The 13,287-nt window shown below is 69.7% G+C and carries 10 protein-coding genes; 2 read left to right on the forward strand and 8 right to left on the reverse strand.

From position 1 onward, the window contains the following. Positions 1-121: 121 nt before the first annotated feature. The 3 genes from ACZ5BU_RS13920 to ACZ5BU_RS13930 form a co-directional block, all read right to left on the reverse strand. Positions 122-442: a hypothetical protein gene (locus tag ACZ5BU_RS13920; protein ID WP_465698730.1), complete on the reverse strand. Its 321-nt coding sequence runs from the start codon at positions 440-442 to the stop codon at positions 122-124. Beyond that, positions 442-2,124 carry a glycoside hydrolase family 13 protein gene (locus ACZ5BU_RS13925; protein WP_465698732.1) on the reverse strand — a complete coding sequence of 561 codons (1,683 nt, stop codon included), beginning with the start codon at positions 2,122-2,124 and terminating at the stop codon, positions 442-444. Before ACZ5BU_RS13925 ends, ACZ5BU_RS13920 begins: the two co-directional genes overlap by 1 nt. Positions 2,125-2,214: 90 nt before the next feature. Continuing rightward, positions 2,215-4,542 carry an ATP-binding protein gene (locus ACZ5BU_RS13930; protein WP_465698734.1) on the reverse strand — a complete coding sequence of 776 codons (2,328 nt, stop codon included), beginning with the start codon at positions 4,540-4,542 and terminating at the stop codon, positions 2,215-2,217. 87 nt (positions 4,543-4,629) lie between these two features. Between ACZ5BU_RS13930 and ACZ5BU_RS13935 the strand changes: the two genes are divergently transcribed. Beyond that, positions 4,630-6,222: an HD domain-containing phosphohydrolase gene (locus ACZ5BU_RS13935; RefSeq protein WP_465698736.1), complete on the forward strand. Its 1,593-nt coding sequence runs from the start codon at positions 4,630-4,632 to the stop codon at positions 6,220-6,222. Here the strand turns inward: ACZ5BU_RS13935 and ACZ5BU_RS13940 are convergent. From ACZ5BU_RS13940 to ACZ5BU_RS13960, 5 genes are all read right to left on the reverse strand, one after another. After that, entirely contained in the window at positions 6,190-6,873 is a 684-nt protein-coding gene (locus ACZ5BU_RS13940; protein ID WP_465698738.1) for a DUF998 domain-containing protein, read from the reverse strand. The two genes, ACZ5BU_RS13935 and ACZ5BU_RS13940, sit on opposite strands and share 33 nt — an antisense overlap. Positions 6,874-6,958: 85 nt before the next feature. Continuing rightward, a complete protein-coding gene (locus ACZ5BU_RS13945) occupies positions 6,959-7,867 on the reverse strand; it encodes an RluA family pseudouridine synthase (RefSeq protein ID WP_465699256.1) in 909 nt (302 codons plus the stop codon). Between the two features lie 14 nt (positions 7,868-7,881). Further along, complete coding sequence (gene lspA, locus ACZ5BU_RS13950; RefSeq protein ID WP_465698740.1) at positions 7,882-8,568, reverse strand: signal peptidase II; 687 nt, start codon at positions 8,566-8,568, stop codon at positions 7,882-7,884. Then, the gene (locus ACZ5BU_RS13955; RefSeq protein ID WP_465698742.1) at positions 8,541-9,239 is read right to left on the reverse strand and encodes a TraR/DksA family transcriptional regulator; all 699 of its coding nucleotides are present in this window, start codon (positions 9,237-9,239) and stop codon (positions 8,541-8,543) included. The genes lspA and ACZ5BU_RS13955 overlap by 28 nt, the downstream gene beginning before the upstream one ends. A 186-nt stretch (positions 9,240-9,425) precedes the next feature. Then, the gene (locus ACZ5BU_RS13960) at positions 9,426-9,701 is read right to left on the reverse strand and encodes a DUF167 domain-containing protein (RefSeq protein ID WP_465698743.1); all 276 of its coding nucleotides are present in this window, start codon (positions 9,699-9,701) and stop codon (positions 9,426-9,428) included. A gap of 308 nt (positions 9,702-10,009) precedes the next feature. On the opposite strand from ACZ5BU_RS13960, the gene ileS reads away from it, so the two are divergent. Next, the gene (gene ileS, locus ACZ5BU_RS13965) at positions 10,010-13,150 is read left to right on the forward strand and encodes an isoleucine--tRNA ligase (RefSeq protein WP_465698745.1); all 3,141 of its coding nucleotides are present in this window, start codon (positions 10,010-10,012) and stop codon (positions 13,148-13,150) included. Positions 13,151-13,287: the final 137 nt, after the last annotated feature.

Raw genomic sequence — 13,287 nt, forward strand, 5'->3', positions numbered from 1 at the left:
ACGGGCTCTCCGACGAGTCCCCGACCCGCCCGCTATCCGGTCAACCCAACGGCGACGCGGGTGGAGCGGCAGACCTGGCGCCGAGCAGGCAGGGGTATCTCAAGACGCCAGGTCCGCCGGTCTAGGGGGACGCCACGACGAGGTGCACCGTGCCGTGGTGCTCGACCTCTCGCCGCATCGCCCGGAGGCCGCCGTCGGTGACGTGCTGGACGGTCGGCACGACGACGGCCCAGATGTCGTTGTCCCGGCGGACCTCGTCGAGCAGGGCCTCGAACGCTGCCGGGGCGGTGGCCGGGTGCTCGAGGTAGACGGTGCCGAGGGTGAATCCCTCGGCCAGGGCGAAGGCGGCCAGGCCGACCTTCTCCGCGTCGAGTTCCTCCGCCGTCGTCACCACCCGCGCCCGGATGTAGCCGAGCACCAGCGGCCGAGTGCAGCCGTCCATCACGCTTCGGCCTCCAGCAGCACCCAGGCGGCGCTGTTCGCCGGCAACTTCTCGCCGGCCGCGGGGTCGCTGGCGAGGAGCGGGGTGCTGCCGGCCGGAAGCAGTACCGGACGCGACGAGCAGTTGACGAAGCACGCGAAGCCGTCGCCCCGGGTGAACGCGAGTACTCCAGGCTCGGACGGCAGCCAGCCGAATTCAGCGGAGCCGAGCGCCGGGAGCCGGCGACGCAGCGCCAGCGCCTCGCGGTAGAGATGCAGCGTCGAGTCTCCGTCCGCCCGGAGCCGGTCTGCCGCATGGTCCGCGAACCAGGCCGGCTGCGGTAACCACGGCGTACCGGGTGCGCCGTCCGGGGAGAAGCCGAAGAGGTCGTGCTCGGCCGTCCACGGGAGCGGGACCCGGCAGCCGTCCCTGCCCCGGCGGACGCCGCCGGACCGGTGGAACATCGGGTCGGTCAGGACATCCTCCGGCAGGTCGGTGACCTCGGGCAGGCCCAGCTCCTCGCCCTGATAGAGGTACGACGATCCGGGCAGCGCCAGCATCAGCAGCGCCGCGGCCCGGGCGCGGTCGCGGCCGAGCTCGAGATCGCCGGGTTCGGCGCCGGGTGCACCGCCGGCATACCGGGTGACGGAACGCGGCATGTCGTGGTTGTTCAGCACCCAGGCGACGGAGGATCCGGACCCGGCGATCGTCTCGAGCCCCCGGCCGGTCACGTCGGCCAGCGACAGGTCGTCCCACTCGGCGCGGAGGAAGTCGAAGTAGAAGGTCTGGTGCAGTTCGTCCGGACGCTGGTACTGCGCGAGCTGCCACCGGTCGAGTAGACCCACCTCGCCGACCAGGACCCGCTCCCGGCCGGTCCTCTCCGTGTACTCGTCCGCGATCGCGCGCCAGCTCCGCCACACATCGTGCACCTCGGGTTGGTTCCAGGCATGGGGATTGACCGGATCGCCGGTGAGCTCGTCGAGGACGGCGTGCTCGTGGCTCGGCAGGCCGTCGGCCTTGTGCAGCCCGTGCGCGACGTCGATCCGTACGCCGTCGACGCCACGGTCGAGCCAGAAGCGCAGTACCTGCTCGAAGTACGCCGGGACGTCCGGGTGCCGCCAGTTGAAGTCGGCCTGCTCGGGCGCGAAGGTGTGCAGGTACCACTGGCTGCGTTCGTCGGCTCCCGCAGCAGACTGACCCGGTCCGACCGGGACCCGCTGCCAGGCTGAGCCGCCGAATATCGACCGCCAGTTGTTCGGCGGTTCATCCCCGTACCCGTCCGCGAAATGAAACCGCTCGCGCTCGGGACTGCCCGGGCCGGCGGCCAGCGCGGCGGCGAACCACGGATGCTCGATCGAGCAGTGGTTCGGTACGACGTCGATGATCACCCGCAGGCCGAGCCGGTGCGCGTCCCGGATCAGCCGGTCGAAGGAGTCGAGCGTTCCGTACTCGGGGTGCACGCCGGTGTAGTCGGCGACGTCGTACCCGTGGTCGTGCTGCGGCGACGGGTAGAACGGGTTCAGCCAGAGGCCGTCGACCCCGAGGGAGCGCAGGTACGGCAGCCGGGCGCGGACGCCGTCGAGGTCACCGACGCCGTCGCCGTCGGAGTCGGCGAAACTGCGGACGTACACCTGATAGATGACCGCCGTACGCCACCACTCGCGCAGAGAGCAACCCGGGGAGGGACTCGGTTCGGCAGGCATCGGGACCTCGGCAACGGTGTGAGGGGACAACGTTGTCAGCAAGGATCCAGGCGCCGTCCGCCGCTGGCATCGGGAGACCTACGGATTTGACTACGTAGCCAGGCCGCCGGGCCCAAGGTGGTCGGCGATCCAGCGGGCCACCTGGGCGCGGGAGTTGAAGCCGAGTTTGCTCAGGATGTGTTCGACGTGCGTCTCGGCGGTGCGCTGGGAGATGACGAGGCGGGCGGCGATCTCACGGTTGCTCAGACCCTCGCCGATCAGCGCCGCGATCTCGTGCTCCCGCCGCGTCAGCCGACCGGCTAGGCCGGGCTTCGGCGCGGCCTCGCGCTCCTCCCCCAGCGCGAGCGCGACGGCCTGCTCGAACGAGTACGCCGCGCCCATCGCGAAGGCGGTACCGAACACCGCGTCGCCGGTCCGCGCGCGGATCCGCTGTTCGGTCAGGTCGTCGAACTGGCTGTACGGCGTCGTCTCGTCGACGTGCGCGCCGCTCGACCGCCACACCGCTCGCGAGGCACCCATCAGGCGGGCCGCGTGCTCGTCCGGCGCCGCCGTCCCGGCACACCAGGACAACGCCTGGACGCAGAAGCCGATCCCGGTCCGGTCGTTCAGCGGCAGCCACAACCGGATCGCTTCCCGGAACGACCGGGTCGCTTCCTCGCACTGGTCGTGGTCGCGCCACTGCACGATGCCGACCGCCCACAGCGCATACGCCTTCGAGGAGTCCGCGCCGCGGGACGCCGCCAGTTCCAGCGCCTGCCGGCTGAAGTCCTCGACCCGCGGGTCACCCGAGAAGAACGTTGCCGCCGACAACAGAATCAGTACGTCGAACTGACCTAGCTCGTCGCCCACCGCACGGAAGCCGGCCAGCCCGCGCTCCAGCATTCCGATCGCTGTCACCAGGTCGCCTTGATAGATGAGCGCGTGGCCCGACACCTCGGCGATCCGGGCCCGGAGCCGGTTGTCGTCGTACCGCTCGGCCAGTTCCTCGCACTCGGCCAGCAAGGTCGAGAGCTGGCCGGCCTCGCCGAGGAACATCGCCAGGTAGCTGCCGGCCCAGAGGCCGACCGCCCGGACCGGATTCTGCGCGGGTGCCGCGTCGAGAGCCCGGCTGAGATAGCGGTGCCCCTCGCGGAGATAGCCGGCGAACCAGAAGTTCCAGATCGGCGCCGCGATCTCAAGGGCCGCCGGCGCCTCGCCCGGCTCGGCCAGGCAGAAGTCGAGGGCGGCCCGGAGATTGTCGTGTTCGCGGCGCAGCCGGATGTACCAGTCGGACTGGCGCGGGCCGAAGCTCTCGGCGGCCCACCGCGCGGCCAATCCCCGGTAGTAGTCGCGATGCCGGACCTGGAACTCGCGGGTACGGCCTGCCTCGGCCAGCCGCTGCCCGCCGTACTGGCTGATGGTGGAGAGCATGTCGTACCAGGCGACGGTGTGGCTGGTGGCCATGGTGCGGGTGATGATCGACTTGTTCATCAGGCCGGCCACCAGGTCGAGCATGTGGTCGCGCGGGATGCCGTCGCCCGAGCATACGTCCTCGGCACTGTCCAGATCGAAGCCGCCCGAGAACACCGAGAGCCGTTCCCACAGCAGCCGTTCGGCCGGCGAGCACAGGTCGTAGCTCCAGCCGACAGCGGCCTCCAGAGCCTGCTGGCGCGGTACTGCCGCCTGCCGGCCGGTGGCCAGCAGCCGGAACCGGTCGTCGAGCCGGTCGAGGATCTGCGGCAGCGACAGCGTCCGCATCCACACCGCCGCAAGCTCCAGCGCGAGCGGGATGCCGTCCAGCCGCCGGCAGACCTCGATCACCTGGCGCCGGTTGGTCTCGTCGATCCGGAACTCGGGAAGTACCGATCGGACGCGCTCCGCGAACAGCACCAGCGACTCGTACTGGTCGACGTCGTGGGCCGGCGCGTCGGCGGGAGGCGTCGACAGCGGAGGCACCGGCAGTACCTGCTCACCTTCGACTCCCAGTACGTGCCTGCTGGTGGCGAGGATCCGCAGCCGGGGTGCGGCCGCGAGCAGTTTGCCGACGAGTACGGCGCACGCCTCGGCAAGGTGCTCGCAGTTGTCGAGTACGAGCAGCAGGTGCTTGTCCTCCAGGTACTCCGACAGGTCGGCGGTCGGGTCGGCGGACACCTGGCTGAGTTCGAGCGCCTCGGCCAGCGTGAGGCCCAGCAGGGCCTGATCCCGCAGCGCAGCCAGCTCGACCAGGCACACTCCGTCGGTGAAGGTCCGCCGTACCTCCGCGGCCATCCGCAGAGCCAGCCGGGTCTTGCCGACCCCGCCGACGCCGAGCAGGGTCAGCAGGCGGCTGCTGGACAGCAACCGTCTGGTGTCCGCCAGCTCACGCCGCCGCCCGACGAAACTCGTCACCTCGGCCGGAAGCCGCCCCTTGCCTGCTGTCCCGGGCCTGCCCTCGCCCATTGCCTCAGCCTACGGCCGGATTCGGCCCACCCGTGCGCTTCGAAGGCAACTATTCCGAACCAGTCGGGAGCGGTGCACACTCGGGGCATGGGTGCCCTACCCGGCAACGTCAGGATCGCCGAACTGGTGGCGACCCTGTCCTATGCGGCCGATCTGGGGCTGGGGCAACCGATGGAACACTGCCTGCGCCAGACCGTCATCGCCCTGCGGCTGGCCGACCTGGCCGGGGCGGACGCGGAGACGCGCACGGCGACGTACTACCTCGGCCTGCTGATGAACGCCTCCTGCCACGCGGACGCCGCCGAGCAGTCCCGGTGGTTCGGTGACGAGATCTCGTTCAAGGCCGACAGCTACGAGATGCTCGGCATGAGCAGCGTCCAGACCGCGGCCTTCCTGTTGCGCAGGCTCACGTCGCACGGCAGCGCACTCCAGCGGGTACGACGGCTCGCCGCGTTCCCCGTCGTCGGACAGCGGACCGTGGAGTCGTGGCTGACGACCCACGCGACGCTCGGCGCCAGGTTCGCGCAGAGCGTGGGACTCGGCGATGCCACCGTCACGGCCCTGCGGCAGGCGTACGAGCAGTGGGACGGGAGGGGTACGCCGGACCACGTGCGCGCGACCGAGATCAGCCTGGCGTCACGCCTGGTCCAGCTCGCCGGACCGCTCGAGGTGGTCAGTCGGCGGCACGGCGTCGACCGGGCTGTTGCGACGGCTCGCCGGCACGCGGGCGCACTGTACGATCCTGCGCTGGCCGCCCTGTTCGTCGAGCATGCGGGCTCCGTGGTCGAAGACCTGGAGTCAGCGGCCGGATGGGACGCCGTACTGGCGGCGGAGCCCGCACCAATTCGCTCAGTCGCCGGTGCCGAGCTGGACGACGTACTGGCTGCGATGGCGGATCTGGTCGACCTCAAGTCGCCGTACCTGGCCGGGCACTCCAGGGGCGTCGCGCAGCTCGCCGCCGAAGCCGGGCGACTGGCCGGGCTGGACACTGACGACCAGCACGATCTGCTGCGGGCAGGGCTGCTGCACGACCTCGGTCGGCTCGGTGTGGCGAACACGGTTTGGGAGAAGCCCGGGTCCCTCGGGGACGTCGAACGCGAACGGACCCGGCTGCATCCGTACCTGACCGACAAGATGCTCGCGCGAGTGAGCACTCTCGACCGCAGCCGGGAGATCGCTGCCAAGCACCACGAGCGACTGGACGGTTCCGGCTATCCGCGAGGTCTCACAGCCGCCGCTCTGACACCGTCCGATCGGATGCTCGCCGCAGCCGACGCCTACCACGCGATGTGCGAACCACGGCCGCACCGGCCGCCGCTCACTCCCACGGACGCCGCGTCGCGGCTCCGGGACGAAGCCCGCGCCGGACGACTCGACGGTGACGCTGTCAACGCGGTACTGCGGGCCGCCGGCCATCGCGCCCCGGTACGCCGGGAACACGTCGCCGGGCTCACACCACGGGAGATCGACGTACTCGCACTGCTCGCCCGTGGGTTGCCGAACAAGCAGATCGCCCGGCGACTCGGTGTCACGCCCAAGACCGTGTCCAACCATGTCGAGCACGTGTACGTGAAGCTCGGGGTGCGGAGCCGTGCGGCCGCCACCTTGTTCGCGACCCGGCATGGTCTGGTCGGTGGCTTCGAGCCGTCAGTGGCCCGCGATCAGAGCAGCCGTCCGTAGGGTCCCGCTGCTCAGTCGCAGGACTCGCCAGGCGAGCAGTGCGACACCGCAGCAGACCAGTACGGCGGCCGCGCGCTGCGTCCAGCCCTGTACCGCCGTACCGGTGGTGAGACCAGTGACTACCAGTAGAGCGATGACGACGAAGCCGGCGACCCGGGTCGGACCGGACAGGTCCTGCCAGTCGGGCAGTGCACGCATGCGACGGGAGAGCAGGAAGGGCGCGACCACGGTTGCCAGGGCTGCTATCACGAACGAGATGAGGTGGATCTTGGCGTGCCACGAGCCGAACGCCGCGGCCGACGTACAGCCGGCGTCGGCGGCGCGGCAGTCGAGCCGGAAGAACGCGTCGCTCAGCCCGTCCCAGCCCGGCAGCGACAAAGCCAGCAGCCACGCACCGATCGACTCCCGGCCGGCGAGGCGCAGGCTCGGCCGGAGGGCGAGCAGGGCGAAGGCGATGGTGAGCCCACCCGAGAGGCCCAGGCTCGCCCGGGCCCAGGTCGCGTGCTGGGCAGTGAGTGCGGCCAGGTCGCTGATGTCGTGCCGGCCGGCGTCGTAGCCGTTTCCCTCGATCGCGCCGAGGATCGCCCACCCGGCAACGAACACACCTTGCGCGGCGATGGCGGCGGCGGAAAGTCCAGCGGTTCTGTTCATACCCGCAGCGTCCCGCCGGGCCGTCCGCACGTCATGAGGCATTCACCCCAGGCGGCCCGCAGCGGGAAGGACGACAGCTACAGCTTCACTCGGTGTCGACGAGCAGGTCCAAGGCGTGGTCCAGGTCGTCGGGGTACTCCGAGGTGAACTCGACGTACTCGCCGGTGCCCGGGTGGGTGAAGCCGAGGCGCATCGCATGCAGCCACTGGCGGGACAGGCCGAGGCGTTCCGCGAGGACCGGGTCCGCGCCGTACGTCAGGTCGCCGCAGCACGGGTGGCCGATCGCGGCCATGTGGACGCGGATCTGGTGCGTGCGGCCGGTCTCGAGGGTGATCTCAAGGAGGGTCGCGTACCGGAACGCCTCGAGGGTCTCGTAGTGCGTGACGCTGGGCTTCCCGCCGGCCACGACGCCGAACTTGTAGTCGTGGTGCGGGTGCCGGTCGATCGGCGCGTCGACGGTCCCGGTGAACGGGTCGGGATGCCCCTGGACGAGCGCGTGGTAGATCTTCTTGACGGTGCGCTCCTTGAAGGCGCGCTTCAGTACGGTGTACGCGTACTCCGTCTTCGCCACCACCATCAGCCCGGACGTGCCGACGTCGAGGCGGTGCACGATGCCCTTGCGTTCGGCCGCGCCGCTGGTGGAGATGGTGAACCCGGCGCCGGCCAGGTGCCCGATCACGGTCGGGCCGGTCCAGCCCGGTGACGGGTGCGCCGCGACGCCTACGGGTTTGTCCACGACCACGATCTCGTCGTCGTCGTACACGATCCGCAGGTTGTCCACGGTCTCCGGGACGACGGTCACCTCGGACGGCGGCGGAGGCAGCTCGACGTCGAGCAGTACGCCGGCCGCGACCCGGGACGACTTCGGCGCCGGTACGCCGTCCACCTGGACCAGGCCGGACTCGATCAGCTCGGCCGCCTTGGTCCGGGACACGCCGAACAGCCGCGACAGTGCCGCATCCAGCCGTTCGCCCGCGAGTCCTTCGGGGACCATCACGGTGCGTGAACTCACTTGCGCTGCTCCCGCGTGCCGTCGAGCTTGATCCCGCGCAGGGTCTGGATCACCAGCAGTACGGCGGCCGACGTCACGGCCATGTCCGCGACGTTGAAGATCGCCCAGTGCGGCGTCTGCAGGAAGTCGACCACGTGGCCGTGGAAGGGCGAGGGCTCGCGGAAGATCCGGTCCAGGATGTTCCCGACCGCGCCGCCGAACAGCAGCCCGAACGCGATCGCCCAGCCCGCCGAGCCGAGCTTGCGGGACAGGTAGATGACGCCGACCGCGACGAGGATCTGGACCGCGCTGATGTACGGCGTGTACCCGGCCCCGAGGCTGAACGCGGCCCCCGAGTTCCGGATCAGGTTGAACTTCAGCAGACTCCCGACCACGTTCACCGGCTCCCCCGGCGTCAGATGCGCCAGAGCGAGTGCCTTGGTGATCTGGTCGAGAAACAGCACAACCAGCCCCACCCCACCGAACACCACAGTCCACTTCCACGACCGCCCACGCCCGGCCGCACCACCACCGGCGGAGGTTCCCGTCGTGGCGGGTTCCTCCGGCGTGGACGGCGAAGGATCGCCGGCTGGGGACGACAGCGAACCGGCCGAGGTTGGGTCGGCCGGTTCTGGGGTGGCTGCTTCGTCCACCTGGGGGGACGAGGTGGTGTCGTTCAGCGGCGTTCCTGGCGTTCTTTGCATGAGACACACAGTGTCGCACGCGGGAATGCCTGCAGCCGACCCTTGCCGATCGCGTTGCCGCAGTTCTCGCAGACGCCGTACGTGCCGTCGTCGATGCGGGTCAGCGCGAACTCGATCTGGTTCAGCATGTCGCGGGCGTTGTTCGCCAGCGTCAGCTCGTGGTACCGCTCGAGAGTGGTGGAGCCGACGTCCGCCTGGTCGTTGCCGGCGCCGTCGCTGCCGTCGCGGAACAACCCGACGATCTCCTGCTCGGCCTCGCGGATCTCCTCCTTGAGGTGCTCGACCTCACCCTCCAGCTCGGCCCGCAGCTCGGCGAGCTCCGCGGCGGTCCACGGATCCTCGCCCGGCTTCACCTTGAAGCTCTCGGCCGTGTGTGCCGCGGACTTGGCCGGCGCAGTCGCCGGGGTCCTGTTCTCGTTGGTCTTCATGGCCACCCTCTTCGTCTGAGCTTTCTTGGCAGGGGTCTTAGCCGCTGTGCTTTTCGCCGCGGTGGCCGGTGCCGGCTTCTTCACCGCGGTGGTCTTCTTGGCCGGCGAGGTCTTCGCCGGGCGTTTCCGGGCCGCTGTCTTCTGGACCGGCTCGGCCTTCTTCGAGCCACTCTGTTCGGCGGCACTCTTCTTGGCCGCGGCAGTGCGTTGGGGGGCGGACTTCTTGGGTGCCGATGTAGCCATGTCAGCTACCCCCTGCCTTCGTCGGAGACTGGAGCGGACTGGTCGCAAGACAGTAGGACACGTGCCCACCACGTGCCAGCCTGACGCGCAGACCGTGGACATAAGGTAGTCGGTTCTTCAAGTCCGCTCGATGTTCCGAACATCACAAGCGTGTTGCAGACATCACTGTCCGTAACACTTCCCAGGTCAGCCCAGCAATCGCTCGAGCCGTTCCCGGATGCCCTTCTCCTCCCCCTCCACCTCGACCAGCTTGTCCCTGCTGGTCGCACCACGCACCAACCGCACCGCGGACCGCCGTACTCCGAACTCCACCGCGACCGCTTCCAGGACAGCCTTCGTCGCCTGTCCTTCCACCGCACGGGCTGCCACCGCGACCACCAGCGCCGGTCCGGACGGGCCGTCGTACCGGCCGCCGACCGCTGTCCTGGAAGCGCCCGGCTTCACCCGCAGCAGAATTCTCATCGCCGAATTCTTACCGCACCACTGTTTTATTCTCCCCCGCCCCGCCGCCCCGGTCGGCTTAACGATTCGTAGTCACCTCGTACGACGCCGTACACTGACGACCGAGAACCGCAAGGCAGTGATGGGGCTATCACCCCGGAGCCGCCGGAAGAACAGTCCGCAGGGACCTATTAGAACCGGCAGCGTCTCGTTAAGGAAGTGGGTGACCGCACTCTGGGTCACCAAGGAGGGTGGTACCGCGCGGTAACCCGGCCACACCGGGTACTTCGTCCCTCGTCCAGCAGCAGGACGCGACGAAGGACGAACGGATGGCGGCAAATACTCCCTGGCGGCAGGTCCCCGCACAGGTCGACTTCCCGGCGATGGAGCGCGAGGTGCTCACCCTCTGGGACGAGCACGACACGTTCGCGAAGAGCCTCGAGCAGTCCGCCGGCGGTACGCCGTGGACCTTCTACGAAGGCCCGCCGACCGCGAACGGCATGCCCGGCACGCACCACATCGAGGCGCGCGTCTTCAAGGACGTGTTCCCGCGCTACCGGACCATGAAGGGCTTCTGGGTCGAGCGCAAGGCCGGCTGGGACTGCCACGGCCTGCCGGTCGAGGTCGCGGTCGAGAAGGAGCTCGGCTTCAACGGCAAGCCGGACATCGAGGCGTACGGGATCGCCGAGTTCAACGCGAAGTGCCGCGAGTCGGTGCTCCGGCACGTCGACGCGTTCAACGAGCTGACGGTCCGGATGGGCTACTGGGTGGACCTCGAGCACCCGTACAAGACCATGGACCCCGAGTACGTCCAGTCCGTCTGGTGGTCGCTCAAGCAGGTGCACGAGAAGGGCCTGCTGGTCGAGGACTACCGGATCACGCCGTACTGCCCGCGCTGCGGCACCGGTCTGTCCGACCACGAGCTCGCCCAGGGGTACGAGACCGTCGTCGACCCATCGGTCTACGTACGCTTCCCGCTCACCTCCGGCCCGCTGGCGGGTCAGGCGTCGCTGCTGGTCTGGACGACGACCCCGTGGACCCTGGTGTCGAACACGGCCGTCGCCGTACACCCCGACGTCGAGTACGTCGTCGCCACCGACGGGAACGAGTCCCTGGTGGTGGCCAAGCCGCTGCTGGACCGGCTCGGTGAGGGCTGGACGGTCACCGGTGAGTACGGCGGCCGCGACATGGAGCGGTGGACGTACCAGCGGCCGTTCGAGCTGGTGCCGTTCGACGAGCCGGCGCACTACGTCGTACTCGCGGAGTACGTCACCACCGAGGACGGTACGGGTCTGGTCCACCAGTCCCCCGCCTTCGGCGCCGACGACCTCGCGGTGGGGCGCGCGTACGACCTGCCGGTGGTGAACCCGGTGGACACGACCGGTCACTTCAACGCCGACGTACCGCTGGTCGGTGGGCAGTTCTTCAAGAAGTCCGACGAGACGCTGGTCAAGGACCTCAAGGAGCGCGGCCTGCTGTTCAAGCACGTGCCGTACGAACACCCGTACCCGCACTGCTGGCGCTGCCACACCCCCGTCATGTACTACGCGCTCCCCTCCTGGTACATCCGTACCACCCAGGTGAAGGACGCCCTGCTCCGCGAGAACGAGAAGACCAACTGGTACCCGGACTCGGTGAAGTGGGGCCGGTACGGCGACTGGCTGCGCAACAACATCGACTGGGCCGTCTCGCGCTCCCGCTACTGGGGTACGCCGCTGCCGATCTGGCGCTGCGCCGAGGACCACCAGGTGTGCGTCGGCTCGCTGGCCGAGCTCGGCGAACTGGCCGGCCGGGACCTGAGCGGCAGCGACCCGCACCGGCCGTACGTCGACGACATCACCTTCGACTGCCGGACCTGTGGCGCCGAGGCGCGCCGGGTGCCCGAGGTGATCGACGCCTGGTACGACTCGGGCTCGATGCCGTTCGCGCAGTGGGGCTACCCGTGGGTCGAGGGCTCGGAGGAGAAGTTCGCGCAGACCTACCCGGCGGACTTCATCTCCGAGGCGATCGACCAGACCCGCGGCTGGTTCTACACCCTGATGGCGATCGGCACGCTCGTGTTCGACGAGTCGTCGTACCGCAACGTCGTCTGCCTCGGGCACATCCTGGCCGAGGACGGCCGGAAGATGTCCAAGCACCTCGGCAACATCCTGGAGCCGATCCCGCTGATGGACGACCACAGCGCGGACGCGGTGCGCTGGTTCATGGCCGCCTCCGGGTCGCCGTGGAAGGCGCGCGGCATCGGGCCGAACGTACTGAACGAGATCGTCCGGAAGGTGCTGCTCACCTACTGGAACACGGTCGCGTTCCACGCGCTGTACGCGCGGCTGGCGGACTGGTCACCGGCCGACGCGCCGGCCGTATCAGAGCGGAGTGTGCTGGACCGCTGGCTGGTCAGCGAGACGCACCGGCTGGTCCGGGACACGGACGCGGCGTACGCGGACTACGACACCCAGCGGCTCGGAAACCTGATCAACTCGTTCGTCGACGTGCTCTCGAACTGGTACGTCCGCCGTTCCCGCCGCCGGTTCTGGGCCGGTGACGCGAGCGCGCTGGCGACCCTGCACGAGACGCTCGAGGTACTGACCCGGGTGATGGCGCCGCTGACGCCGTTCGTCACCGAGCGGGTCTGGCAGGACGTGTTCCGCCCGGTCACGCCCGGTCTGCCCGAGTCGGTCCACCTGACGAGCTTCCCGGCGTACGACGAGGCGCTGATCGACGACGTACTCGCGCAGCACGTGTCGATGGCCCGCCGGGTCGTCGAGCTCGGCCGGTCCGCCCGCGCCGAGGCGAAGGTGAAGACGCGGCAGCCGCTGGCCCGGGCACTGGTCGGGTCGGCCGCGATCGCGGACCTGTCCCCCGAGCTGCTGCAGGAGATCGCCGACGAGCTCAACGTGGGCTCGGTCGCGCCGCTGTCCTCGGCGGGTGCGGACCTGGTCGAGTTCTCGGCCAAGGGCAACTTCCGGGAGCTCGGCAAGCGGTTCGCCAAGCAGACCCCGGTGGTCGCGGCCGCGATCGCCGCGGCGGACGCCGGCGCGCTGGCGGCCGCACTGAAGGAGTCCGGTACGGCGACCGTCGTCGTCGACGGTTCCGATGTCGAGGTCAGCGAGGCAGAGGTACTGGTGTCCGAGCGGCCGAAGGAAGGCTGGTCGGTGGTCAACGAGCAGGGCGAGACCGTTGCCCTCGACCTCGAGGTCACGCCGGAGCTTCGCCAGGCCGGGCTGGCCCGTGAGGTGGTCCGAACGTTGCAGGAGGCCCGGAAGAACGCCGGCCTCGAGGTGTCGGACCGGATCAAGGTCTGGCTGACCTCGACCGACGCCGAACTGGCCGATGCCCTCGGCAAGCACGCCGACGAGATCGCCCGCGAGGTCCTCGCCGTCGAACTGAACCAGTCGGCACCGTCGGAGCCGGATGTTGCCACCGGCACCGAAGAGGACCTCCAGCTGACCTATTGGCTGGCCAAGGCCTGATCAACGAGGCGGCCGGACGGCGCGAGCCCGCATTGCCGGGCTCTCGCCCCGACAGGCCACAAAAACCAACAGCCACCCCCCCCCCCCCCCCCCCCCCCCCCCCCCCAACCCCCCCCCGAGTTTTGGGTCCCGCGCCT

The organism is Kribbella sp. NPDC031520 (assembly GCF_055580825.1).

What these genes read in the sequence shown, in the direction of transcription:
- ACZ5BU_RS13955 (WP_465698742.1), bottom strand. Translation starts at nt 9,239, where the DNA reads ATGGCTACATCGGCACCCAAGAAGTCCGCCCCCCAACGCACTGCCGCG.
- ACZ5BU_RS13935 (WP_465698736.1), top strand. Translation starts at nt 4,630, where the DNA reads ATGGGTGCCCTACCCGGCAACGTCAGGATCGCCGAACTGGTGGCGACC.
- lspA (WP_465698740.1), bottom strand. Translation starts at nt 8,568, where the DNA reads ATGCAAAGAACGCCAGGAACGCCGCTGAACGACACCACCTCGTCCCCC.
- ACZ5BU_RS13925 (WP_465698732.1), bottom strand. Translation starts at nt 2,124, where the DNA reads ATGCCTGCCGAACCGAGTCCCTCCCCGGGTTGCTCTCTGCGCGAGTGG.
- ACZ5BU_RS13940 (WP_465698738.1), bottom strand. Translation starts at nt 6,873, where the DNA reads ATGAACAGAACCGCTGGACTTTCCGCCGCCGCCATCGCCGCGCAAGGT.
- ACZ5BU_RS13920 (WP_465698730.1), bottom strand. Translation starts at nt 442, where the DNA reads ATGGACGGCTGCACTCGGCCGCTGGTGCTCGGCTACATCCGGGCGCGG.
- ACZ5BU_RS13960 (WP_465698743.1), bottom strand. Translation starts at nt 9,701, where the DNA reads ATGAGAATTCTGCTGCGGGTGAAGCCGGGCGCTTCCAGGACAGCGGTC.
- ACZ5BU_RS13930 (WP_465698734.1), bottom strand. Translation starts at nt 4,542, where the DNA reads ATGGGCGAGGGCAGGCCCGGGACAGCAGGCAAGGGGCGGCTTCCGGCC.
- ileS (WP_465698745.1), top strand. Translation starts at nt 10,010, where the DNA reads ATGGCGGCAAATACTCCCTGGCGGCAGGTCCCCGCACAGGTCGACTTC.
- ACZ5BU_RS13945 (WP_465699256.1), bottom strand. Translation starts at nt 7,867, where the DNA reads ATGGTCCCCGAAGGACTCGCGGGCGAACGGCTGGATGCGGCACTGTCG.